At 71.9% G+C, this 24,082-nt stretch carries 21 protein-coding genes; 6 read left to right on the top strand and 15 right to left on the bottom strand.

From position 1 onward, the window contains the following. Nucleotide 1 precedes the first annotated feature (1 nt). Nucleotides 2–1,912 (bottom strand): ABC transporter ATP-binding protein, encoded by a 1,911-nt coding sequence (locus ACG83_RS17250; RefSeq protein WP_083473307.1) that lies wholly within the window; start codon nt 1,910–1,912, stop codon nt 2–4. A 311-nt stretch (nt 1,913–2,223) separates the two neighbouring features. Here ACG83_RS17250 and ACG83_RS17245 point away from each other — a divergent pair, with 311 nt between their 5' ends. Both ACG83_RS17245 and ligD read left to right on the top strand, forming a co-directional pair. Continuing rightward, nucleotides 2,224–3,276, top strand: coding sequence for a PAS domain-containing protein (locus ACG83_RS17245; RefSeq protein WP_235497956.1), 1,053 nt, complete (start codon nt 2,224–2,226; stop codon nt 3,274–3,276). 50 nt (nt 3,277–3,326) lie between these two features. After that, entirely contained in the window at nt 3,327–4,394 is a 1,068-nt protein-coding gene (gene ligD / locus ACG83_RS17240) for a non-homologous end-joining DNA ligase (protein ID WP_083473306.1), read from the top strand. A gap of 113 nt (nt 4,395–4,507) precedes the next feature. On the opposite strand, the gene ACG83_RS17235 is transcribed toward ligD, so the two are convergent. The 14 genes from ACG83_RS17235 to ACG83_RS17170 all read right to left on the bottom strand — a co-directional run bounded on the left by ACG83_RS17235 (nt 4,508) and on the right by ACG83_RS17170 (nt 17,124). Further along, nucleotides 4,508–4,861, bottom strand: coding sequence for an antibiotic biosynthesis monooxygenase (locus tag ACG83_RS17235; RefSeq protein WP_054567157.1), 354 nt, complete (start codon nt 4,859–4,861; stop codon nt 4,508–4,510). Beyond that, nucleotides 4,858–5,181, bottom strand: a complete 324-nt coding sequence (locus ACG83_RS17230) for an antibiotic biosynthesis monooxygenase (RefSeq protein WP_006538104.1) — start codon at nt 5,179–5,181, stop codon at nt 4,858–4,860. Before ACG83_RS17230 ends, ACG83_RS17235 begins: the two co-directional genes overlap by 4 nt. Beyond that, nucleotides 5,181–5,918: an SDR family NAD(P)-dependent oxidoreductase gene (locus ACG83_RS17225; protein WP_006538103.1), complete on the bottom strand. Its 738-nt coding sequence runs from the start codon at nt 5,916–5,918 to the stop codon at nt 5,181–5,183. The genes ACG83_RS17230 and ACG83_RS17225 overlap by 1 nt, the downstream gene beginning before the upstream one ends. Before the next feature lie 90 nt (nt 5,919–6,008). Continuing rightward, the gene (locus ACG83_RS17220; protein WP_054567156.1) at nt 6,009–7,316 is read right to left on the bottom strand and encodes a beta-ketoacyl synthase N-terminal-like domain-containing protein; all 1,308 of its coding nucleotides are present in this window, start codon (nt 7,314–7,316) and stop codon (nt 6,009–6,011) included. Beyond that, a complete protein-coding gene (locus ACG83_RS17215) occupies nt 7,313–8,605 on the bottom strand; it encodes a beta-ketoacyl synthase (RefSeq protein ID WP_054567319.1) in 1,293 nt (430 codons plus the stop codon). The genes ACG83_RS17220 and ACG83_RS17215 overlap by 4 nt, the downstream gene beginning before the upstream one ends. A gap of 50 nt (nt 8,606–8,655) precedes the next feature. Continuing rightward, nucleotides 8,656–9,087 carry a cupin domain-containing protein gene (locus ACG83_RS17210; RefSeq protein ID WP_006538100.1) on the bottom strand — a complete coding sequence of 144 codons (432 nt, stop codon included), beginning with the start codon at nt 9,085–9,087 and terminating at the stop codon, nt 8,656–8,658. 11 nt (nt 9,088–9,098) lie between these two features. Beyond that, nucleotides 9,099–9,587 carry an SRPBCC family protein gene (locus ACG83_RS17205; protein WP_054567155.1) on the bottom strand — a complete coding sequence of 163 codons (489 nt, stop codon included), beginning with the start codon at nt 9,585–9,587 and terminating at the stop codon, nt 9,099–9,101. 42 nt (nt 9,588–9,629) lie between these two features. Then, nucleotides 9,630–9,887, bottom strand: a complete 258-nt coding sequence (locus ACG83_RS17200) for an acyl carrier protein (RefSeq protein ID WP_054567154.1) — start codon at nt 9,885–9,887, stop codon at nt 9,630–9,632. A 499-nt stretch (nt 9,888–10,386) separates the two neighbouring features. Continuing rightward, nucleotides 10,387–10,764: a TcmI family type II polyketide cyclase gene (locus ACG83_RS17195; protein WP_054567153.1), complete on the bottom strand. Its 378-nt coding sequence runs from the start codon at nt 10,762–10,764 to the stop codon at nt 10,387–10,389. A gap of 323 nt (nt 10,765–11,087) precedes the next feature. Next, the gene (locus ACG83_RS17190) at nt 11,088–12,086 is read right to left on the bottom strand and encodes a LuxR family transcriptional regulator (RefSeq protein WP_054567318.1); all 999 of its coding nucleotides are present in this window, start codon (nt 12,084–12,086) and stop codon (nt 11,088–11,090) included. A 63-nt stretch (nt 12,087–12,149) separates the two neighbouring features. Continuing rightward, the gene (locus tag ACG83_RS17185; RefSeq protein WP_054567152.1) at nt 12,150–12,773 is read right to left on the bottom strand and encodes an ATP/GTP-binding protein; all 624 of its coding nucleotides are present in this window, start codon (nt 12,771–12,773) and stop codon (nt 12,150–12,152) included. Next, nucleotides 12,754–13,125: a DUF742 domain-containing protein gene (locus tag ACG83_RS17180; protein ID WP_006538094.1), complete on the bottom strand. Its 372-nt coding sequence runs from the start codon at nt 13,123–13,125 to the stop codon at nt 12,754–12,756. Before ACG83_RS17180 ends, ACG83_RS17185 begins: the two co-directional genes overlap by 20 nt. Before the next feature lie 259 nt (nt 13,126–13,384). Beyond that, complete coding sequence (locus ACG83_RS17175) at nt 13,385–13,804, bottom strand: roadblock/LC7 domain-containing protein (protein ID WP_006538093.1); 420 nt, start codon at nt 13,802–13,804, stop codon at nt 13,385–13,387. Further along, on the bottom strand, nt 13,804–17,124 hold the full coding sequence (locus tag ACG83_RS17170) for a nitrate- and nitrite sensing domain-containing protein (protein ID WP_054567151.1): 3,321 nt from the start codon (nt 17,122–17,124) through the stop codon (nt 13,804–13,806). The genes ACG83_RS17175 and ACG83_RS17170 overlap by 1 nt, the downstream gene beginning before the upstream one ends. 1,037 nt (nt 17,125–18,161) lie before the next feature. Between ACG83_RS17170 and ACG83_RS17165 the strand changes: the two genes are divergently transcribed. From ACG83_RS17165 to ACG83_RS17150, 4 genes are all read left to right on the top strand, one after another. Next, on the top strand, nt 18,162–20,687 hold the full coding sequence (locus ACG83_RS17165) for a WD40 repeat domain-containing serine/threonine protein kinase (RefSeq protein WP_063793105.1): 2,526 nt from the start codon (nt 18,162–18,164) through the stop codon (nt 20,685–20,687). A gap of 155 nt (nt 20,688–20,842) precedes the next feature. Further along, nucleotides 20,843–21,880: a hypothetical protein gene (locus ACG83_RS17160; protein WP_054567317.1), complete on the top strand. Its 1,038-nt coding sequence runs from the start codon at nt 20,843–20,845 to the stop codon at nt 21,878–21,880. A gap of 326 nt (nt 21,881–22,206) precedes the next feature. Then, nucleotides 22,207–22,557: a DUF6343 family protein gene (locus tag ACG83_RS17155; RefSeq protein ID WP_235497955.1), complete on the top strand. Its 351-nt coding sequence runs from the start codon at nt 22,207–22,209 to the stop codon at nt 22,555–22,557. 92 nt (nt 22,558–22,649) lie between these two features. Further along, on the top strand, nt 22,650–24,023 hold the full coding sequence (locus ACG83_RS17150) for a DUF445 domain-containing protein (protein WP_369812893.1): 1,374 nt from the start codon (nt 22,650–22,652) through the stop codon (nt 24,021–24,023). The last annotated feature ends 59 nt before the right edge of the window (nt 24,024–24,082 follow it).

The raw sequence follows: 24,082 nt of genomic DNA, 5'->3' as shown, positions 1-24,082 counted from the left end.
GTCAAGCGAGGACCAGCTCGCGGTAGCGCCCGTCGCTGCGGACGAGCTCCTCGTGGGTTCCCTCGGCCGTGATCGCGCCGCCGTCGAGGAGCACGACCCGGTCGCAGGACGCCAGCACGGCGGGGCTCGCCGTCACGCACACCGTGCTCAGACCGGTGCGCAGGTCCCGCAGCCCACCGGCGATCCGCCGCTCCGTCAGCGAGTCGACCGCGGTCGTGGGCTCGTGCAGCACGAGCACGGGGGCGGCGGTGGCAAGGGCACGGGCCAGGGCGACCCGCTGCCGCTGGCCGCCGGACAGGGACGCCCCGCCGGAGCGCATCCGGGTCTGCAGCCCGTCGGCGAGAGCCTCCCGCAGATCGTCGACGCCGGCCGCCGTCACCACCGGGTCCAGGTCGGCCACCGGGGCCGCCGACCGGATGTTGTCGAGCACGGTCCCGTCGAACAGGACGGCGTCGTGCGGGGCGACGACGACCGACCGGCGGCTCGCGTCGGGGTGCAGCCCCGTGACGGGCGTCCCGTCGAGCAGCACGGATCCGGCCACCGGGTCGGTGTCCCGGGCGAGGACGGACAGCACCGCCGCGGCCTCGCCCGGGTCGGCCGCGACCAGGCCCAGGAACTCCCCGGCGCGGACCTCCAGGTCGAGCTCGCGGACGCTGCCCACGGTGATCCCGGCCAGCCGAAGACGCGCCTCGCTCCGCCCGGGGCCGTCCGGCGACCCGGCGCCCTTCGCCGGCCGCGGACGTCCCTGCTGGTCGCCGGCGCCGTCGCTTTCGCCGTGGCCCTCGCTTTTGCCATGACCCTCGCTTTCGCCGTGGCCGTGACTTTTGCCGTGGCCGTGGCCGTGGCCGTCGGGCGTCGCGTGCTCGGGGCCGTCGACCGCCCAGGGGGCGTTCAGGACCGTGGCGATGCGACCAGCCGAGGCAACCGCCTGTGCCCGCTGGGCGCCGAAGCTGGTGATCCGATTGAGCGGGTCGATCAGGAACTGGGCCAGGCCGAGCGCGGTGATCAGTGCTCCGATGCTGATCGAACCGTCGGCGGCGAGCCGACCGGCCACCAGCGTGACGGCCGCGAGCAGGCCGCCCGCCAGCACCACCGCCAGTGCCCGGACCATCGACTCCACCGCCGCCGCCCGCAGGGTGGCACCCAACGCGCGGCGGCTTGCCGCCCGGTAGCGCCCGACCGCGGCGCGTTCGCCGCCGAAGCCCTGGAGGACGCGCAGACCGGCGATCAGGTCGGCCGCCATGCCGGTCGCGGCCGCCATGGTCGCGCGCTCGGTGCCGCTGCGCCGTTCCAGCGGCCGCCCGAGCAGGTGGGTGATCACCATGAGGAGCACGGTTCCGGCGACGACGAGGCCGGTCAGCGGCAGGGAGAACCGGGCCAGGGAGACCACGGCGACGCCGACCCCGGCCACTCCGGACACGGCCATCGCCAGCGCGTAGTTCAGCATGCCGACCTTGAGGGTGTCGCCGGTCGCCAGGGCGACGAGCTGCCCGGGAAGCTGGTCGGCCTCGGCACCGCCGCGCGGGTCGAGGACGCGGCCGGCCACCAGCATCCGCAGGTCGTGACCGGCGCCCTGGACGGCGCGCAGGTTCGCGCGGAAACCCCAGCGCATCGCGCAGGTCAGCGCCACGAACAGCCCGAGCAGCACGGCGAGCCAGCGCAGCATCGACGCGCCGTCCCCGGTGGAGATCGCTCGGTCGACCGTGAGACCGATGGTGACCGGCACGAGGGCCTCGGCGACCTGGTGGCAGGACAGGAAGAACGACGACGCGCCCACCTGGCGCAGCTGGCCCTGGCGGGCCAGGCGCAGCACCGAAGCGGCGGTGTGGGTCGTGGTGGTCGCAGTGCCGCCGCTGCCGCCGCTAGCGCCGCCGGCGGGGGTGGCACCGGCAGGCGCGACGGGGTCGGTCATGACGCTCAAGGCGCGCTCCCCGTCCCGGCGCGGGGCCTCGCCGGCCGACCGACCACACGTTCAGACAGGATCACGGCTCTCCTCGGGGTCGGGTGCTCGCGAGCAGGAAGGGGTCACAGGCCGCGGGGGTGGGGGTGTCGCGGGGCGCGGAAGGTCCCCGGGCTGGATTCGAACAGTCGCCCAAAGCGACCGCGGCTGCGTAGTGTCACTTTTACGCGCCATCGCAATGGCCGTCGCGGCACATTCGGCCAGAAAACACGCCCGAGCGGCCAACGGTGCCGTCAAGGTCGTGCCGTACCGCCGGGAGCGCCGTGCGCCGCTACTCGCCGCGCTACCCGGGGCAGCCCGCCGCCACGGCCCGCCGCTACCGCCGCTACCCGGCTGCGGGCGGCGCGCTACCGGCCCCGGCGATCCTCACCTGGCATCAGGCCCGGCGGGCGCCGAACGCCGCGGCCCCGACGATCCGCGCCCTGGAAAGGCTGGCCGCCATGCCGATCGACGCGTCGCAGTACGCCGGTGTACCCGCCGCCGACTACCTGCTGGAACTCGTGGACCTCTTCGACAACTCGAACATCGGCATCGGGGTCACCGACGCCGGCGGGGCCGTCAGGCGGGCGAACCCCGCGCTTCGCCGCCTCGCCGGCTGGCCCGCGGTGGGCCAGGTCGAGCCGTCCGCGCGGGCGCTGCTGGGTGAGCAGACGTGGGCGCGGGTGACCGCCGCCGCGCTCGACGGGCGCGCGCTGCACAACCTGCCGGCCACCTTCCACCGCGCGGACGGGTCGACGGCCGACGCCCTGCTCGACGTCAACGGGGAGGCGGACGGCGCGGCCCTGCGCCTCGTCGCCCGGCCCGTGTTCCGGGGCTCGCTCCCGGGCCCGGACGGGACAGCCGAGACGGATGTGCGGGACTGGCTCGGCCAGTGCGACCGGACCGACGGCGCGCCGCTCGTCGAAGGGCTCGACGAGGCCGGGGTCACCGCGCTGACGAAGGAGCTCGAGGACCTCTTCGAGCTGCTGCCCGTACCCCTGCACGGCATGGCCCGCACCGCCGAGGTGAAGCGGACCAACCAGATCCATCTCGAGTTCCTCGGCTGCGCCGACGAGCCCACCAGGTTCGTCGGCCAGAACCTGCTGGCCATCTTCGCCGTGGAGGCGGACCTGGTCGCGCTCGGCGCGAGCCTGACCGGCGCCGGCGCGATCCTCAACTTCCCGACCACGATCCGCCGTCTCGACGGCTCCGAGCTGCCCATGCGGGTCTACTCGAGCGCGGTGACGCGCGGCGACGATTTCGTCGGCACCCGCTGCTACCTCTTCTTCGACGACGCCGCGGACGCTCCCGGCGGACTCACCCCGGCCTCGGCCTGACAGATCGGACGCACGGTGAGTGACGGGCCGGCGGCGTATCGTCGAGGTCGATGCCGGCTCTGCCTTCTCCCATGCTCGCCACCGCCGGGAAGCTGCCTCGCGGGGCAGAGTGGGCCTACGAGATCAAATGGGACGGGGTCCGGATCCTCGCCTCGGTGGCGGGCGGCCGGGTCCGCGCCCGCGGCCGGTCGGAGCGGGACGTCCTGACCGCCTACCCCGAGCTGGCAGCGCTCGCGGCCGACCTCGGGCCCACCGACGCCATCCTCGACGGGGAGATCGTCGCCTTCGGGCCCGACGGCGTGCCCGACTTCGGGCGGCTCGCGCACCGCATCCACATCGCCGACCCGCACCGCGCGCGCCGGGCGGCGGCAGCCGTACCCGTCCGCTACCTGGTGTTCGACCTGCTCGCGCTGGCCGGGCGCGAGACGGTCGATCTCCCCTACGACACCCGGCGGGCGATGCTGGCGGAGCTGCCCGGGATCGACGTGCCGGAGTCCTTCCCCGGTGGGCCCGCGGGCGCCGCCGCGCGCGAGTCGGTGGACATCGGCGATTCAGCGGACGTCGGAGAGTCGGTGGACGTCGGAGAGTCGGTGGACGTCGGAGAGTCGGTGGACGTCGGAGAGTCGGTGGACGTCGGAGAGTCGGTCCTGCGGGCGAGCGCCGCGGCGGGCCTGGAGGGGGTGGTCGCCAAGCGCCGGGCGTCCGTCTACCAGCCCGGGCGGCGCAGCGCCGACTGGATCAAGGTGAAGAACGTGCGGCGACAGAGCGTGGTGGTCGGCGGCTGGGAGCCCGGCCTGGGCCGTCGCTCGGCGCGGATCGGCGCGCTGCTGGTCGGCGTGTCCACCCCCACAGGGCCGCGCTACGCGGGCCAGGTCGGCACCGGCTTCTCGGAGGCAACCCTGGAACGGCTCGCGGAGCTGCTCGCGCCGCTGCGCACCGACCGCCCGGCCTTCCCCGACGTCGGCCCCGAGCAGGCCCGCACCGTGGTCTGGGTCCGTCCCGAGCTCGTCGCCGAGGTCGAGTTCACCGCGTGGACGGCGGACGGCCGCCTGCGCCACCCGTCCTTCAAGGGCCTTCGCGACGACCTGAGCCCGCTCGACACCGCCCGCGACGAGTAGCTGGTCACGGTGCCCGCCAGAACGACATCCGGCGGCAACGGACGGGGCCGAGGCCCCGCCGTGCCGCCGGATCATCCGCGTCGTGGGTCGGCGCGGTCTGCCGTCCAGTCAGATCACGTGCCGTCCGGGTCGTCGAACGGGCCGTCCGGGCCGTAGGAGGCGACCTCGGTGTAGATGACCGCCCGCATCGCCGGGTCCTGCAGCGGGCGCAGCGGTGAGGTGGCCGGCTTGTGCTCCGCCCCGCTCTCCCAGGCGGCGAACTCGGCCATGCCGGTCCACTCGCTGACCACGGCGAAGCGGGACGGCTCCGCCGCCGAGCGCAGCAGCCGGTTGCCGAGCAGGCCGGGCGTGCCCACGAGCTTGGAGCTGATCTCGTGGTAGGCCCGCTCGACCGCGCCGGGGTCGTCGGCCGGGTCGACCGCCCACAGCATCACCCGGACCCGGCCGCCGGCCGCGCCGGTGGTCATGCGGACGCCGCGCCGACCAGGTGGGTGAGCACCGTGCCGGTCACCATCGACCCGCTGGCGCGCAGCGGGTGCAGGATCTTGCGGTGCTCCAGGTGGCCCGGGCTCTGCTCGAACGCGCGGAACTGGGCCTCGTCCACCCAGTCGCTGATGATGAAGTAGGTGCTCGCCTCGTCCTCGGAGCGGATCAGCCACTGGCCGAGGTTGGCCGGGTGGCTGGTCACGCCGTCCCCGATGCGCAGCCAGGTCTGCTCGAACTCCTGCTCACGGCCGGGGTGGATGTGCATGGTGAGCATGATGCGGAACGGCTGCGGGTGACCCATCAGATTCCTCCGTCGACCGTGAAGGTGGCGCCGTTGACGTAGCTGGACACGTCGCTGGCCAGGAACAGCACGACCGCCGCGACCTCGTGCGCCTCACCGAGCCGGCCGAGCGGGATCCGGTTGGTGTAGGCGGTGCGGGCGGCCTCGGGCATGCCGGCGGCCTGGTCGGTCTCGATGACGCCCGGCGAGACCAGGTTGACCCGGATGCCCTTCGAGCCGAGCTCCTTGGACAGCGAGCGGGTGAGGCCGATCAGACCGGTCTTCGCCGCGGTGTAGTGGGCGCGCAGCGGCACGCCGACCACACCGGCGCCGGAGCCGATGTTGATGACGGTGCCGGAGTCGCCGAGCAGCTCCAGCGCGCCCTGGGTGACCAGGTGCGTCGCGGTGAGGTTGGTGGACAGCACCTGCGTCCACGCCTCCAGCGGCAGCTGCGCGTACGGGACGTGGCTGATCGTGCCGACGCTGTTCACGACGATGTCGAGACCGCCGAGGTGGGCACCGGTGGCCGCGATGAGCTCGGTGATCTGCGCGGGGTCGGCGACGTCGGCCTGCACCAGCAGATGCTCGTTGCCGGTGGCCTTGAGCTCGCGGCGCAGGCTCTCCGCCTCCTCGGTCTCCCGCTGGTGGCCGACGACGACGGTGGCGCCGGCCTGGGCGAGCCCGAGCACGACGGACCGGCCGATCCCGCGCGTGCCGCCGGTGACCAGGGCACGCTTGCCGGCCAGGTCTGGGAACATCGATGGTCCTCTCTACCGCCGAAGCGGATGACTCTGATGATTCGGATGAAGCGGGCCCGGCCAGGCTGAGCCCGGTCAGGCCGAGCCCGGTCAGGCCGGGTCGACGGCCCGGAGCACCAGCGAGCTGTTGAAGCCGCCGTAGCCGCGCGCGTTGACCAGCGCGACCCGGACCCGGCCCTCCCGCGGCGTCCGGACCAGGTCCAGGCCGTGGGCGGGGTTCGGTTCGTCCAGGTTGCCGACCGCGGGGATCACGCCGTCCCGGATGGCCAGCAGGGCGGTCGCCGCCGACACCGCCGACCCGCCGGCGCACAGCCGGCCGATGAGGCCCTGCGGCGCGGTGACGGGCACCGCGCCGGCGCCGAACACCGAGCGGATCGCCTCCGCCTCCAGCGCGTCGAGGTCCGCGGAGCCGGCGCCGTCGGCGAAGACGACGTCGACGTCGACCGGTGCCAGGTTCGCGTCGGCGAGCGCCCGGCGCATCGCCGCGGCGAGCCAGCGGGCGTCGCCCGGGGCCTGCTCGTGGTGGGCACCGTCATGGGTGGCCGCGTAGCCGGCGATCTCGCCGTACACCCGGGCACCACGGCGGGCCGCGGTCGCCGGGTCCTCGACGAGCAGCGTCGCGCCGCCCTCGCCGGGCAGGTAGCCGTTCGCGCGGACGTCGAAGGGCTTGTACCCGTCCGCCGCCTCGGTCGCGGTGCTGACCCGGCCGCTGCTGAGGTGGCAGGTGAGCGCGTACGGCGTCAGCCCGGCCTCGGCCCCGCCGGCGAGCACGGTCGGTGTGCCACGCCGGATGGTGCGCCGGGCCTGCGCGAGGCTGTCCAGCCCACCGGCGGTGTCACTGACCAGCACACCGGACGGGCCCTTGAGCCCGTGCCGGATGGAGGTCTGACCGGTGGTCGCCGCGTAGAACCAGGCGATCGACTGGTACACGCTGACGGCGGTACGCCCCCGCGACCACAGCCGGGACAGCTCACGCTGCCCGAAGTCGTTGCCGCCCGAGCCGGCACCGAACACGACCGACGTCTCGTAGGGGTCGTGGTCGGCCGGGTCGTAGCCGGCATCGGCCATCGCCAGCCGGGACGCGGCCATGCCCAGCCAGGTCCATCGGTCGGTCTGGACGATGTACCGGTTGTCGATGAAGGCGTCGGCGGCGAAGCCCGGCACCTCACCGGCGAGCCGGGCATCGTAGCGGCTGGCGTCGAACCGGGTGATCGGTGCGACGCGCAGCTCGCCGCGCAGCGTCGAGGCCCAGTGCTCCTCGGTCCCCAGCCCGCTCGGCGCGATGACACCGAGCCCGGTGATGACCGGGCGCACCACCGGATCAGGCCGCGCCGATCCGGTGCCGGTGTCCGTGCTGGTCGACGCGCCGGTTGCCGCACCGGTGTCGAGAATCGTCACCGCCGGTCCCCCGCCGCCAGCACGATCGCGGACTGGAAGCCACCGAAGCCGCTGCCGACCGACAGCGCGACGTCGACCGTGTGATCACGGGCGATGTTCGGGACGTAGTCCAGGTCGCACTCGGGGTCGCGGGTGGCCCAGTTCGCCGTCGGCGGCACGACGTTGTGCTCGATCGCCAGGGCGCAGGCGGCCAGCTCGATGGAGCCGATGGCGCCCAGCGAGTGGCCGACCATCGACTTGATCGAGCTCACCGGGGTCTCGTAGGCGTGCGCGCCCAGCGAGCGCTTGAAGGCGGCCGTCTCGTGCCGGTCGTTCTGCTTGGTGCCCGAGCCGTGCGCGTTGATGTAGTCGACCGCGGTCGGGTCCAGACGCGCCTGGTCGAGCGCGATCCGGACGGCCTCCGCCATCTCGACCCCGTCCGGGCGCAGGCCGGTCATGTGGAAGGCGTTCGACCGCGACGCGTAGCCGCCGACCTCGCAGTAGATGTGCGCACCGCGGGCCCGCGCGGACTCGAGCTCCTCCAGGACGAGGACGGCGCTGCCCTCACCCATGACGAAGCCGTCGCGGCTGGCGTCGAACGGCCGGGAGGCGTGCTCGGCGTCGTCGTTGCGCGCCGAGGTGGCCCGGATGGCGTCGAAGCAGGCGATGGAGATCGGTGACAGCGGCGCGTCCGACGCGCCGGCGATCACGATGTCGGCCTCGCCGTCGACGATGAGCTGGTGGCCGTAACCGACGGCGTCGATGCCGGAGGTGCAGCCGGTCGAGACGACGAACGACGGGCCGTGCGCGCCGAACCGGCAGGCGATCTCCGTCGCCAGGCAGCTCGGTACCAGGGCGTGGTAGAGGAACGAGCTCGCGTAGCGCGGGTCGACCTCCCACAGCTTGCCGCTGTCGCTGACGACGACGTACTCGTTCTCCAGCCGGGTGGTCGCCCCGACGGCGCTGCCCATGCTGACGCCGACGATCGGGCCGTCGCCCGGCTCGCCCTCACCCCCCTCGCCGTCGAGCTCAAGGCCGCTGTCGGCGACGGCCTCGATGGCAGCGGCCAGCGCGAACTGGACGAACCGGTCGTTACGGGCGATCTCCTGGCGGCTGAGGCCGGCGGCCAGCGGGTCGAAGTCGCATTCGGCCGCGATCTGCGACCGGAACGGCGACGGGTCGAAGAAGGACAGCCGCCGGGTGGCGGTGCGGCCGTCGGTGAGCAGGGTCCAGAACTCCTTGCGGTTCGAGCCACCGGGAGCGACGACGCCGATCCCGGTCACCGCGACGCGGCGCGGGCCCCCGCCCAGGGACGCCGGCCCGTGGGCGTCGTCCGGCCGCGACCGCTGGGTCGGCTCGTTCACGGCTGCGGCTGCTCGGGGTGCGGCAGCGGCTCGGTGTCGACATGGCCCAGGTCCGGCCGCGGGGCGAGCGGGCTGAGATGGAACACCAGGAAGGCCACCTCGTCACCGGTGTTCACGATCCGGTGGCGCATGCCGATCGGAATGAGCAGGCCGTGCTCGGCCGGCAGAGCGGTGTGCTCGCCGTCGAGGCGTGCCGTCACCGAGCCGGAGACGCAGTAGAGGAACTCCTCCGAGTACGGGTGCCAGTGCTCGGTCACCACTTCCTCGGGCTGCAGGGTCAGAGTTCCCAGGAAGCCCGACTTGGCGCCGACGGTCGCCGGCGAGAGCAGCGTCCGGATGTCACCGCCACGACGCCGGTTCGCGGGAACGTCGTGGATCGAGAGGACCTTGGGGACCGTCAGGGCGGCGGTCGGGGTTGCGATGGTCACCGGGATGCTCCTCAGACCTGCTCGGAAACGGCGCTGCCCACCGGCACTGCGGACCGGGCGGCCAGTTCGACCTTGTCGCGGATGGCTGCCATCTCGCGGGGGGTGTTGGTGTTGATCCGGGCCGCCATCTGCTCGTCGTTCGCCGGGGCGGACGGGCGCATCTGGAAATCCTGGACCCAGCGCATCCGGGTGCCGGTGCCCTCGGGGGCATAGGTCCACTCGATGTGCATGTACTCGAACGGGCCGGTCTCGACCCGGTAGGCGCGGACCTTGTGGTTCACCGGGTCGAGGATTCGCTCGGAAACCCAGCTCCAGGCGGTGCCCGACTCGTCCGGATGCATCGTGAGACGGAACTTGAACGTGTTGTCCGTACGTTCGAGAATCTCGACCGACGCGTACTCGGTGAACAACGTCGGCCAGGATTCCAGGTCGTTCGTCATCGACCAGACCAGGTCGATGTCGGCATCGATGAAGATCGAGTTGTCAGTATGTGCGCTCACGTGCTGCTCCGGTCTGCTCTCTGGCGGAAGTGGGTTTGCGGCTCAGGCGAGCTCGGGCTGCAGAAGCGCGTTGTTCACGGTCGCCATGATGTCGGCGAGCGTGAGGCCCTCGGGAGCCTCGTTCGGCAGCTCCACGTCGAAGCGCGACTGGACCTCCGCCTGAAGCTGAAGGTAGGCCAGCGAGTCCAGACCAATGTCGGTGAAGGTCACGTCAAGGTCGGCCGGACGGTCCTCCGGCGGAAGGCCAGCCTGCTCCACCAGGAAGCCGAGCAGATCGTCTGCGGTCCACTGCATTGACATTCGACTTTCCTCCCCATCGTTTCCGCGCACGCGGAACAACCCTGTGACACATGTCTTAAAACCGCGACGGCTCTCACCTCGAGAGCGAGTGGTGAGGGCACGAGAACGCGAGAAAGTGTGGTGACGCCTGGGCACGCACCGGCGGCTCTGCACGGCGGTGTGCGTCAGCGGTTCTGCCCGGCGGTGGGCGCTGGCTGCCCTGGCCATGGGCCCTCCGGCCGCGGTACGCGCGCGGGCAGGGCGCCTCTGCTCAGGGCCCCGCTCCCACGGCGGCCGGCAGCCGGGCCACGACATCCGCGCCATCGCGGACCTGCGGACGAGCCGCGGTCGAGGCGGTCGTCGCGAGGTAGGTGGGTGGCCAGACGGCACTGCGGGCACGTCGGGGCAGGACACACCGTCAGCGGCTCCTCGGGCCGCCAGACGATCGGACTGCCTGGCGGCCGAAGGACACGCGGAAATCCGCTGTCGGAGCCTTCTGGCGGGCTTGATACGGCGCTGCTCAGGGACTTTTCTGATCGGCCACCCAGGTGTAGAAGCTGTGTGCCATCGCGTCCCGAGGACCGCGCCAGGTCTGTGGGTCGTACGCAGCGACGTACTTCTCGAGCTTGCTGTTCACATCCACGAACAGGGGATGCTCCCGCACCGGCGGCAACGTGCCCTTGATGTCGGCCCGACTCTCGATGAGATGGAAGTACAGGCCGTGGAAGTGAAAAAGGTCACGCCGGCCGACGCCGACTAGGTGCGGAAGCTCACCGGCATCCGACTCCGCGAAGATGTCGGCGACCGCGTCGGCGTCGGCGGAGTTCATCCGGGCGACGATCAGCGTTCGTTGCGTGGGTGTGCTCTGGTTCGGAACCGAGCCGGATTCCGTCGGCACTCGATGCCTTCTTTCGGAGTCAGGGTGAACAGACCGCGTCGAGCACTCGTGGACTGCTGACCCACTCCGCGGAGACCGGAGTATTCCGGGCAACGGAGCCGGCCGTCCTCGACACGGACGCGCGCGCGACCGGGACCGCGTGACCGCCGATCGGCGGAGTCGCCTGACATGTTCCTGCTGTGGTGGACCGTGTCAGGTGAACGCGATTCCGGTTGCTCATCGGAATCATGCGGCGCTTCGGCACTTCTGTCCCCCAAACCGGGTGGCAGGAAGTTGCCCTGACCATCTACTGCCAACACTTGCACCAGCCGACAACAACATGTTTACAACCATCCGCGCCGAGCCGCGACGGTGCCGGCCTGAAAGCGGCTGCGGGCGTCGAGCCGCAGCATCAGGTCGGCGACCATGCGCCGCACGGTGCGGACGGAGACCCCGAGGTGCCGGGCCGCGGCCTCGTCCTTCACCCCCAGGCTGAGCAGCCGCAGCAGCAGCCGCTCGGAGTCGCTGGGGGAGTCGTCGGATCCGTTCTCCCGCTCGCCGTCGGCTTCCACGGCAAGCGGTTCGGCGGTCTCCCAGATCTGCTCGAACAGCTGGGTGACCAGGTTCGCCAGCGCCGGTGAACGCACGATCAGCGCGAGCGACTCGGTGCCGGGTGCGGCGAACTGCACGAGGCCGATCCGGCCGTCCACCGTCGTGGCGTCGATGCGGGGATCGTCGGTGAGACGGGCTTCCAGGCCGTGCGACGCCACCGTCCGGACGTACCCGACACCGGTCTCATCGGCGCTGACCGCTCGTGGCAGGACGCTGCGCATGGTCACGCCACGCCTCAACGCGCGCAGTTCGACCGGGAGGACCTCCGTGGTGAGCGCGGGCACCAGGCCGTCCCGCGTGTGCAGGGTCAGCACCTCCTTCTCGGCCCGGCCGAGAAGGGCCAGCAGTTCGACCCGGGCCTGGTCGGCGCTGTCGATGTGCTCGACCTCCGCGCCGTCCCCACCAGGCCGGTTGTCCAGGTACTCCGAGACGAAGGTGCTGACCTGCGCCCGGGCCCGGACCAGCCGTTCGTGCCGGCGGATCAGTGACTCGTGCTGGGCCTGCAGGAGATGTTCGAGACCGGCTTCCGGATGCACGGCCACCAGGTGGCCCGGATGCTCGGTCGAGGGCAGCAACAGTGACAGCTCGACGAGCCGATCGCGTGATCGGCGGACCGTCCCGGTCGCCTGGCCGACGGCGGTGGCAACCCCGTCGACATCCATCTCGGGATGTCGTAGCCACTGCCGGTAGGCCGCGAGCGTGACGTCGTCAAGTCCGAGGAACTCGAGCAAGGTCCCCTTCCCGGGTCGGATCGGAGGGTCCGCGGGGCGCCGGGGCGGCACTCGCGGCTTCTCTCATCGCGAGCCGGTCGGCAGCCCCGGTCGCTGGCTCTCCGCCGACACCACCTCCAGCGCATGGCGGACGAGGGCGATGAGGGACTGGCGGACGGACTCCCGCTGGCGGGCATCGCAGTGGACCATCGGCCGGCGGGGGTCGAGGTCCAGCGCGGCGCGGATGTCCTCGCTGCGGTGCTGACGGGCACCGTCGAAATGGTTGAGCGCGATGAGGAACGGGATGTCGCGTTCCTCGAAGTAGTCAATCGCCGGGAACGAGTCGGCGAGCCGGCGGGTGTCCACCAGCACGACCGCTCCGATGGCGCCGAGGACGAGCTCGTCCCACATGAACCAGAAGCGGTCCTGGCCAGGTGTACCGAACAGATAAAGGATGACGCTGTCGACCAGGGTGATGCGGCCGAAGTCCATGGCCACCGTGGTCGTCGTCTTCGAGGTCACCGCACTGGTGTCGTCGACGCCAATGCTTGCGGCCGTCATCGCGGCCTCGGTCGTGAGCGGTGGAATCTCGCTCACCGCGCCGACGAAGGTCGTCTTCCCAACCCCGAAACCTCCAGCCACGATGATTTTGACCGGATGCGGCGCCGCTGTTTCCGGCGCTCGGGGCCTAGAGAGCCTGGAGTCCACTGAGAACCTTCTCGATAATCGCCACGCTGGGGCGGTCCGCCGGTTGTTCGGGCCGGTAGACGGTCACCAGCCCGGCATCTAGCATGTCGCCGACAAGAACACGTGCCACGCCGACCGGAAGATTGAGCCGGGCGGAGATCTCCACAATCGACTGGTGCCGACCGCAGAGCACCGCGATGGCGCGCTGTTCCGGCTCCAGCGTGTTCGTCATTGCACGGCCCTGTGGCGAGGTGGTCACCAACGCCACCAGATCAAGGGCCCGGTTACGGGGACGGGTGCGCCCCCCCGTGACGGCGTAGGGCCGTACGACCGGCCCGGCATCGTCGTCGAACCATTCCTCATCCCCTGACACCGCGGTCCTCCTGTCTTGGATCGTCATGTGCCGACGGTCGGCGCGGCGCAGTGCCCAGCGCGGTCCAGCCGCCCTGGGCACTGCGCCTTCTCCATCTCACGGCCCGCGGCCAGGGAACGCCGCGGGTCCGAGTCGAACGACGGAAAAGGCTCATCGAGCCCTTTTCATCTCACTGCGCTGATCGTGATGCCGCAGATCCGGGCCGATAATGAAAAGGGGTCATTCGTGACGCGCCGCCGCGCGTGCATTCGGACAGGTCCTAGATCGGGAGCGCCGACTGGATCTCGGCGCGCAGCTCTGGTGTCAGGAACTCACCCACCCTCGTCACCAGCAGTGCCATCTCGTACGCGATCAGCCCGATGTCGGCACCCGGACTGCTGAGAATCGCGAGACAGGACCCGTCGCCCACCGCCGTGACGAACAGGAATCCCGCTTCCATCTCCACGATGGTCTGCCGCACGTTCCCGCCGCCGAAGAAACGACCGGCCCCCCGTGCCAGGCTGTTGAATCCAGAGGCGACCGCAGCGAGCTGGTCCGCGGTGGCCCGATCCATACCCCGCGAGGTCGCGAGCAGCAGACCGTCCGAAGAAAGCACGATCACATAGGTGACCTCGGGGACCTTCTTGACCAGGTTGTTCAACAACCAGTTCATGTTCTCGGACGGCCCCAGCGGACGCATCAGGTTACCTTCCCCACATCATCTCCGTCGTTGGACAGCGTTCCGTCCTCAAGCCCGCGGCCGAAGTTGGCCTGGAAGGACGACATCATGCTGCGGATCTCCTCGGGAGAACGCGGACCAGCGGCCATCGCCGTACGGTTCGTGTCCGTGTTCTCCCGCCGCAGCTGAGGTGCCAGACTCGCGCGGCGCCGCCGCTTCGGCAGGCCGAGCTCGTCGAGCTCGATGGGCGGTTCCCCGGCCCCGCCCTCCGTCGCGACGCCTGGCTCGCCCGGCCCGGAATCGGCACCGTACGGCGGTCGGCCGGGGTTCCCCCCGGGTGCCCGTGACGATCTGCCGCCCGTACGGTAGCCGTCGCCGGAGGCACCTCCGTCGTGGGGCGCGGATCCGGGATAGCCCGGCGTCGTGAACTCGCCGCCGCGGTACGCACCGTCGCCTCGGCCGCCTTCCCGGGCCGGGCGGCCGTAGCCCGCCGCGCGGTCGGCGCGTGGGTCCCGCTGGCCCGTTCCGGCGTCGGCGCCTCCGTGGTACGCGGACGCCGAGCCGTTGCCGTTGCCGTTGCCGTTGTCGCGGGATGTCCCGCGCCGGCGCAGTGGTAGTGCGTCGTCGGGCGCGGGCGCACCGTATCCGTCGCCACCGCCCGGCCGGAACCCGGAGCTGTCGCCCGCGAAGCCCCCGCCCGCGCCGAATCCGCCGCGGCTGGTCTCCGTGGTCGGGTAGTCCGTGTTGGCGAACCCACCGGGACCCGCCCCGTTGGCGCCACGTCCATCGTCACTGCCGGCCCCGGCAGCGGTGCCGTGGTCGAAGCCGCCCGGCCCGAAGCCGGGGAACTGGCCGGTGTCCGGGGGTGCGTTGAACAGCGAGCCGGTCGCGGGCGGGCTGAACAACGAGGACGGCGGCCGGTAGCGCCCGTCGGAGGGCTCCTGCTCCTGGCGGCCGTACCCGCCGCGCGACCAGCCGTCGGAGGGGTCGTCCGTGGCCTGCTGGTCACCGGCGGCCTCGTCGTCGGGGTCGGTGACCTCCGACAGCGGCATCGGGCTCGTCCAGTCGCCGGTACCGTTCGGTGGCGGCGCCGAGTCCTCGTCCAGAGGCCGTCCGCCCCGGGGCCGGTCCGCGACGAACCAGCTCGACCGCGCGGTCGCGAAGACGGGAAGATCGTCGATCAGGGTCTCGTCCGCGGTCGGGCCGGCGGTCGGCGTGCCCGCGACCTTCGACTGGGCGCCGGCCCCGTCGGCGGAGTCACCGCCGAGGTCGCCGTGCCACCGGCCGTTGCTCGTCGAGGCGGCCGGGCCCAGCTCGCCGAGCTCGGAGAGGTCCGCGGGAATCTCGGTCTCGGCGTTGAGAGACGCGACGCTGCCGTTCAGCGCACCGGCGTTCGCCGCTCCCACCGCGGCGAACTCACGGGGGCCGCTGTCCTCCGCCTTGTCGTCCGAGGCGCGCAGCAGGGCCTCGGGCAGCAGCACGATCGCGAGCGTTCCGCCGTACGGCGAGGAACGCAGCTGCACCTGGACGGTGTGCCGCTCGGCCAGCCGGCCGACGACGAACAGCCCGAGCCGCTCGCTGGTGGACAGGTCGAACGGCGGCGGGTTCGCCAGCCGGTGGTTGAGCGCGTCCATCTCCTCCTGGCTCATCCCCAGCCCGCGGTCCTCGATCTCGACGACGAAGCCGTTGGAGACCGGGTGCCCGGCGACCTGCACCGGCGTGTGCGGCGGCGAGAAGGAGGTGGCGTTCTCGATGAGCTCGGCAAACATGTGGATCACGTCACCGACGGCGTGGCCGCTGACCGCCCCACCGGTGATGGGCAGGACCTTGACCCGGGTGTAGTCCTCGACCTCGGCGACGGCACCTCGCACGACGTCCTTGATCGGAACCGGGCGGCGCCAGCCACGGGCGGGCTTGGAGCCGGAGAGGACGATGAGGTCCTCGGCGTGGCGTCGCATACGGGTCGCCAGGTGGTCGAGGCGGAACAGCTCCTCGAGCTCGTCCGGGTCGGTCTCCTTGCGCTCCAGCGCGTCAATGATCTTGAGCTGACGGTGGATCAGGGCCTGGCTGCGGCGCGCCAGGTTGAGGAAGGTGTCCCCGATGCTCTTGCGCATCGCGGCCTGCTCGACCGCGGTGCGCACAGCCACCTCGTGCACGGTCGCGAACGCGTCCGCGAGCTGCCCGATCTCGTCCTTGCTGGTCGCGGGGATGGGGAAGGCCTCGGCGTCGATGTCCACCGGCTCACCCCGGTGCAGCCGGTCGACGACCGCCGGCAGCCGCTCGGACGCGACCTCGAGGGCGCCGCCTCGCAGCCGCCGCAGCTGGCTGATCATGGGGCTGGCGACGAGCAGCGAGATGATGATCGACACGATCAGAATCGCCGCGACGCCGATACTTCCGAGCAGGGCGCCTCGCGAGGCGTCCTTCGAGATCTTGGCGCTGGTGGCCCCGAGGTCGGAGGCGACCCGGCGCTCGACCTCCCGCATCTGCGCGATCTTCGCGTTGGCGAGCTCGACCCATTCCGCCGGGGCCATGGTGAGTTCCCCGGAGCCGGTCAGCGTGGAGATGATGCGGTCACGTGTCTGGTCGACGGTGGTCTTCGACCGGCCGACCGTGGTGTTGAAGAAATCCTGCTGGCCGGCGGTCGCGGTGGTGCGGAACTGCTCGATCCAGGCGTCCTCGGAACCCGCTGTCGCCTGCAGCGCCAGAACGGTCGGCCAGTCCGCCCCCTTCTTGAAGAGGATCTGCGCGATCGCACCACGCTGCTGGGACGCCTGTTCCTTGGCCTGCGAGATCCCCGCCAGGGTGGTGGCGCCGTTGACCAGGCTGGCGTCGGAGCTACCCGAGGCGACCCGGGCGTTGAGCAGCATCAGGTCCTTCACGGCGGCGTCGTAGAAGGCGATGTTCGTGGTGACCTGGAGCTTGCGGGCGTCGAACTGCTTGCGATGCTCGGGCAGCTGGTTGAGATGCTCACTGATCGCGGACAGCGTCACAGCGAGCTGTTCACGGGCCGAGGCGGGTAGCCCCTGCTCGCCCGTCCGGTACACCGCGAGCGCCTCGTCCACGGGCCCGCGGGTCGTCTCGACCGCCTTGGCGAGCGGCGCGGCGAGGGCATTGAAGTTCGAGCCGGCGAAGGCGTTGGTCGCGTACCGTTCGTTCTGCAGCGCGTCGACCAGGTCGCTCGCCTTGATCGAGAAGTTGGCGAGCGCCTCGATGCGGTCCGCTTCCCGGACGTTGTTGACGTCCCCGCGCACCTGTATCGCGCTCAACACGGCCAGCGCGGCCAGTGGGACGAGGAGAATCACCACCAGCTTCGAGCGGATGGGCCAATTTCGAAGCATCCAGTCCTCTCGTCCGACGCCCCGCCTGGGCGCCTCGTGTGCGGGGTGAGCGAATCGCTCATTCGATGCCTGATCCGCGACGGACGGCGCGCGACAAGAACGGCCCGCGCATGATTGCCGCCCGGTCCGCGCTCGGCTGAAAGCCTCCGACGCCGGACAACTCTAGCGACCGAGCTGACAAGCCCTTCAACATGTCCCGCTCGCACACCGATGACACGGGCCACCGCCGCCGGCATTGTCAACCGCTACCTACGGAAGCCGTATTCCCAGCAGGAATCAATTAATCACAGGCTGTAAGCACTCACCGCATCGACAGTCCCTATTACCTGGGGACTGTTGATATAACGGAATGCTCACGGTAGCGGTGAGGCATCTCACATTGAGCAGGTCCGAACACTGTCCCGGATGCCGCCGGGCAGACGTTCTACCTGCGCAGACGCAAAGAAGCGCGGCTGCTCGTGACAAGTCCTGCGGCACCAGGCAGCCCGCCGGAGCGGCACAGGCCGCCGGCACCCGACCACACGATGCGACCTACGCCACATCCGGCGACCCACAGTACGAATCTGCCGGCTTCACAGGTTCCGGAGCGCCGCAGGTGAGCAACTCCGGCGCCTGTTGTGTTCAGGTCGGGTGTGAGTTCGCGGTCCGGAGCGAACCGGGCCGGGCAGCCGGCGGCCGAACGTGAGGCATTCGTCTTCAGTTCGCGCCGGGGCCCGCACTCACCGAGCCCCGGCTCCTTGCGCGGACAACCGGCGTCGACCGGCCCATGGCGTGAACAAGCCAACACGTGCCGACACAGCAGCACAACCAGGTGTCGGTGCCACGACACGAACTCGCCGGGATCATCCGATAACCACGCAAGGTGTCAAAAACGGCATTTCGTGCGTGATGCGGCGACCGAGACCGATGCCGGCCCCACCCCGGCCCGCCACGTCCCCGGCCCCCGCCGACACATCCACCGACCCCTCGGCCGCCGGGATCGATCGGGCATAGTGTGGTGACAGGTTCGATGCGGCACCGGGGGGTGCACAGACCGCATGTCGGGAACCACGCCGTCTTCCGTCCCAGGCTCGCCGTTATCGGGCGCCGCCGTAACGCCGCTCGGTCCCCACGACCCACGCGAGATCGGCTCCTATCGAACGGTCGGGCTTCTCGGCCGCGGCGGCATGGGCGCGGTCTACCTCGCCGCGGCTCCCGGTGGCCAGTGGGTCGCCATCAAGGTGATCCGGCCGGAGCTGGCCCAACGTCCCGAGTTCCGGGCCCGGTTCCGGCGGGAGGCCGAGAACGCACGCCGCGTGCGCCGGTTCGCCACCGCGGCCGTGCTCGACGCCGGTACCGAAGGGCCCAGCCCCTACCTGGTCACCGAGTTCGTCGAGGGGCCGACCTTGGCCAGGAGGGTCTCCACCCGTGGCCCCCTCGGCCACGGTGACCTGGAACATCTCGCCCTGAGCGTCGCGACCGCGCTGGGCGCCATCCACGCCGCCGGCATCGTCCACCGCGACCTCACGCCGGCCAACGTGCTGCTCTCGCCGGTGGGCCCCAAGGTCATCGACTTCGGGCTGGCCCGCGCGCAGGTCAACACAACCACGGTGAGCCAGCAGATCGGCCGGGTCGTGGGAACCCCCGGCTACATGGCACCGGAGCAGATCCTGGACGAGCCGATCACGCCGGCGGCGGACGTCTTCGCCTGGGGCGGCGTCGTCATCTACGCCGGCACGGGCCGGCCTCCCTTCGGCTCCGGCCCGACCGACGCGGTCCTGTACCGGATCGTCCACGAGCCCCCACGCCTGGACGGACTGCCCGACGAGCTGCGCGGCCTGGTCGAGCTCGCGTTGTCCCGAGACCCCGGCGCCCGGCCGAGCGCGGAGGAGCTGCGCGAACAGCTGGCGGGGACCGGCGGGGTGGCGGCGGCTCCCGTCCCCCGGCCCCGGTCCCGGCGCACCGGCGCACTCCGCTGGCAGCGCCGCGGGCGGTCCGAGCAGACCACCACCGCCGCCGTTCCACCCGGGCCGACATCCAGGCGGCCCGAACGCGAGCAGCCGGTCACGGTGGTGACGCCCGCGCCCGCGCCAGCACCTCCATCAGCAGTACCACCACGGTTGGCGGCACCGGCACCGGCACCGGCTCAGCACCAGCGTCCCGGCCGCTCCCGGCGCACCCCGCTGCTCGTCGGCACGGCGGTGGCCGGCGCCGTCCTCGTGACCGCGGTCGGTACAACGCTCACCGTGACCGGAGGGCAGCGGCACACCGGCGCCCAGGCCACGACCGCGGATTCCGCGGCGATCTCCCGCGAGCTGGCGAGCCGCTCCGATCTGGCCCGTGCGAGCGATGCCGTGCTGGCCGGCCGGCTCGCGCTCGCCGCCTACCAGCTGTCACCGACGCCGGAGGCCGGGACCGCCGTCATCGCCTCGTTCGCGGCCCGCACCGCGCTCACCACCCGCGCCGCGGGCCCCGGGGCGGTCGACGTCGCACTCAGCAGGTCGGGTGAGCGCCTGGTCGAGGCCGGCGCCGACAACCGCATCCGGGTCTGGGACCTGCGCTCCTGGCTTTCACCCACGGCCACACCGGCGGAGCCGCCGGCACCAGCGTCCACGATCGTGCCGTCGTCACCAACCGCATCATCTCCGCCGACGGCACCGTCCCCACCGACGGCACCGGTGCTCCCGGCGCCCCTCGACCTCGGCGCGCAGGGTGCCCTGGCCGTGACGATCAGGCCCGACGGGGCCTGGGTCGGCTGGGCCACCGCCGACGGGCTCGGTCATCTCGTGGGCACCGACCGCGGCTCGGCACCGGCGGCGGCCGGCACCCTGACCGGTAACATCAGCCCGATCGAGCGGATCACCTTCAGCTCCGACGGAACCCTGCTGGCGACGGTGACCCGGGACGGATCCGTCGGTGTCTGGGACGTCAGCCAGCCTGCCCGGCCGCTGATACTCAGCCGTCTCACCGATCACAGCGCACCCGTCACCGACGCGGCGCTGCGTCCCGACGGCGCCGTGTTGGCCACCGCGGGAATCGACCAGAAGGTCCAGGTGTGGAGCCTCGCCGACCGGCGTCGACCCGCCCTGCTGGCAGAGCTCACCGGGCACCAGGGGGCCGTCGACGCCACGGAGTTCTCCGCGGACGGCCGCACGCTGGCGTCCGTGAGCGGGGACGACGCCACGTTGCGCCGCTGGGATCTCTCCGACCCCGCGCACCCGCGCGTCCTGGACTCCCGCCGGGTCACGGCCAGCGGCTCCCTGACCGATGTCGTCGTCGGCATTCACGGCAGCACCGCCACCGCCGCGGACGACGGTTCCGCGGTCGTGTGGTCCGCACCTGGTCCGGGCGGTGCCACGGACCTCGTCCGCCTCGCCACCGGAACGACCGGCCAGGCAAGGATTGTCACCGACGGACCAGGTACGACCTTCGCGATCGCGGGTGGCGGGCGCGGGCCCGTCGTGTTCACCGTCGACCCGCTGCGACTCACCCGGCTCGCCTGCGCCCAGGGGCTCGGCCCGGACCGGCGGTGGTGGTCCCGCGAGATCGCGGACGTCCCGTTCGAGGACCCCTGCCGCCGCTGACCTGGGCGGATCTGCGTCACAACGCTTTCGTCTCCCGGCTCGGCGCGCGAACGTGGACGAGGAGGACACAAGGGCGTGCCAACGGCCGGACCGGATCCGACGCCGGATCCGACGCCCGCTCCCCCGGTCGATGAGGAAGAGGAGCGTTCGTGGCGATGACATTCGGAGAGTTGCTCGTCTCGGTCGGAACCGGTCATCTGATCACCCTTCCCGGTTCCCGCGCGGCGCGGACGCTGGCCGCGGGATCAGCCTCGCCCCGGTTGGTCCCGGCCCCGGACGAGATCTGCGCGCGCCTCATCGCCCTGGCGGCCGCGGAGCTCGACCACGGACCGGGTGCCTGCTGGGACGGCGCGGTGCTCACGCTGCTGTTTCCCACCGACGCGCCACGGGACCCCGCGGTGCCCGGCCCTCGCGGGCCGGTGGAGGAGGTGGCGACGCCGGCGGAGCTCCTTCGCGCGGTCAGCGCCGCTCGATCCGCCGGCACCCACGAGATCCGGCTGCGCCCCACCTTCCGTCTGGACACACCGCTCCCGGACGCCGTACCACTCCCGGACACCACGTTCCCCACACCCGGCACCCACGTCACGGCCACACCGGGCGTCACCGCCGACAACGCTGCCGACAACCCGATCTCCCGACGGCTGGCCGGGATCGTCGGCACGCTGGCGGCGCAGGACGAGGCACCGCTCAATCCCGCCCGTGCCGCCGCCGATCTGGCCGAGACGCTGCCTACCAGCGGGTTCGTCGTGGCGGAGGCCGGCCCGGCCGGGCTCTGGATCGAGCACGCCATGCGACCGGCCCACGGCCGGGTACGGGTCCTGCGAGCTGGCGGCCCGGTCGCGCTGGCCGGCGCGCTGCTGGCCGGCCTGCACGGCGACATCGGCGTGGCGGTGGTCGAGGACCCGCCCGTGGGGCCGGCGGCGACCCTGCTGCATCTCGCGTCCGCACTGGACGTCGACCTCGTTGTGGAGGTGTGGGGACAGCGAGGCGGCCTGCGCCGCGCCGCCGACCATCGGCAGCGGCTGCGAGCGGCGCTGCGGGGGCACGGTGTGCGGGTGATCGAGGTCCCGGTGGATTTCACCAGCACAAAGCTGCTCGTCGACGCACTCACCGACGGCACCGAGGACGCCCTGGGCGCAAAGGGTTCCGCAGGCACGGGCGAGTTTCAGGCAAACTTCGAGTCGAAGCAGTGATTCGCGGGATATTCTGCGGTCATCCCGGAGATTCCGCCACCGGCTCCCCCGGGCGGCCGACCGACCCGTCCCGAAATCAGGGATACCTCCCCGAAATGGCTTCTTCCGCCAAGGTCCGACACACCCGCGCCGAGCGTTCCACCGCTCCCACTACTTGATATCCATACTCCGGACGAGGCTTTTACCACACGCAATGCGGGCCGCCACCACCAAACATCCGCATGGCAACTTCATGCCAGGTCATTTTCTCCCCGTTGACGGAAGGTGCTGACGCGGAACCTGGGCCAGGTGCGCCGCGGTCGTGGGGAACAATCGCCCACGCCGGCGTGAGGTGGTTCATCGGTGCGGACGAGGGCACACCGCAGGACGTGACCCGTCAGGTACCCAGCCAGCGCACCGAACGCAAACCGCGGCAGCAGCCGTGGTGGCGCTCGCCGGGCACCTGGGGGGACCGCCGCACCGGTGCCCCACCGGCCGCCAGCGCGCTTGGTCTCCGGCGCGCGCTGGCGCTGTTCGGTGTGGTCTTCTGTGGCGTCGTGAGTGGCCTCTTCGCTGTCGCGGATCACACCGCGCCTGCGGTCGCCCTCATGGTGATCGGGGCCACGGCGCTCATCGATCTGATCGTGATCCACCGCCGGATGGTCACGCAACGACGGAGCGGGAGCCCACGCCCGTAGGCTGTTCGGAGATCCCCGCCGGCGCGGCGCGCTCGTTCCTGATCGCGCCGGGCACCTGCCGGCGGGACCACGGGGAGGGTGGGCCGGCGCGGATGGCACGTGACGCGGCGCGCACGGAGCCGGCTGCGGGCGTGGGTGCGGGTGTGCCGCCCGGCGCCGCGATGCCCGGAGGGCTGTCCGGCGGGGGTCTTCCCGGCGGAGGTCTTCCCGGCGGCGACGCCGACGCGGAGTCCCGGATGCGCGGTGGGCTGCGCCGGATGCGTGCGATCGCCACCACGCTGCTCGCCTTCATGGTCACCGTCTACGTCCTCACCTGGCGGTGGGACGCCTCCGGCGCACCCGGCTGGGTCAGCTACGTCGCCGCCGCCGCGGAGGCCGGCACCGTCGGCGCGCTCGCGGACTGGTTCGCGGTCACCGCCCTGTTCCGGCACCCGCTGGGGCTGCCGATCCCGCACACCGCGATCATCCCGCGCCGCAAGGACGCGCTGGGCCGCGGGCTGCAGAACTTCGTCGGCACCCACTTCCTCTCCGAGGAGGTCGTCCGCGAGAAGGTCGACCAGCTCGGGGTGGCGGCCCGGGCCGGCGGATGGCTGGCCCGGCCGGCGAACGCCGAACGGGTCACCACCGAGGTCTCCACCCGGGCCGCCGCGATGATCTCCGGCATCGAGGACGACCTCGTCCGCGAGCTCGTCGAGAAGTCCGTCCTGCCCCGGCTGCTGGAGCGACGCTGGGCCGGCGCCCTGGGGCTCGCCCTCGACCGGGTGGTCTCCGAGGGCACACACCATCATCTGATCGACCTGCTCGTCGATCAGCTCGCCGACTGGCTGGTCGCCAACCCGGAGACGGTCCTGCGCCTGGTGCGTGAGCAGGCACCCGCCTGGACACCGAGGTGGCTCGACGAGGCGGTCGCCGCGCGGGCCTACGCCGAGGCGCTGCGCTTCGCCGCGGATCTGCGGACCGACCGCGGGCACCGGCTGCGCCGCGCCCTCGACAGCTTTCTGCTCACCTTCGCCGAGCGGCTGCGCACCGATCCCGAGCTCGGCGACAAGGTCGAGGCGCTCAAGCGCCGGATCGTCGCCCACCCCGAGGCCGACCGGGCGGTGACAGCGATCTGGGTGACCGCCCGCGGCGTGCTGCTGGACCTCACCACCGACCCCGCCGGCGCCGCCCGCACCCGGGCCACCGAGGCCCTGGCCGCCTTCGGGGCCCGGCTGGTGAGCGAACCCGATCTCGCGGCCACCGTGAACCGGGCCGCAGCCGATGTCGCCACCCGCGCCGTCCGGCGGTATCGGGCGGAGATCGCCGCCGTGATCGGCGACACCGTGGCCCGCTGGGAACCGGACGAGACCTCCCGGCGGATCGAGCTGCACGTCGGGCGCGACCTGCAGTTCATCCGCATCAACGGCACGGTCGTGGGTGCGCTCGCCGGTCTGCTCATCCACCTCGTCACCGAGGTCCTGCTTTGATCCGAGGTCCTGCTCTGATCCGGGGCGGTTCACCACCCGATCCGGGCCCCGTGCCACCG

This window comes from Frankia sp. R43, from assembly GCF_001306465.1.
GTDB classification, from domain to species: Bacteria; Actinomycetota; Actinomycetes; order Frankiales; family Frankiaceae; genus Parafrankia; species Parafrankia irregularis.
This window is presented reverse-complemented; position numbering and strand designations above follow the sequence as displayed.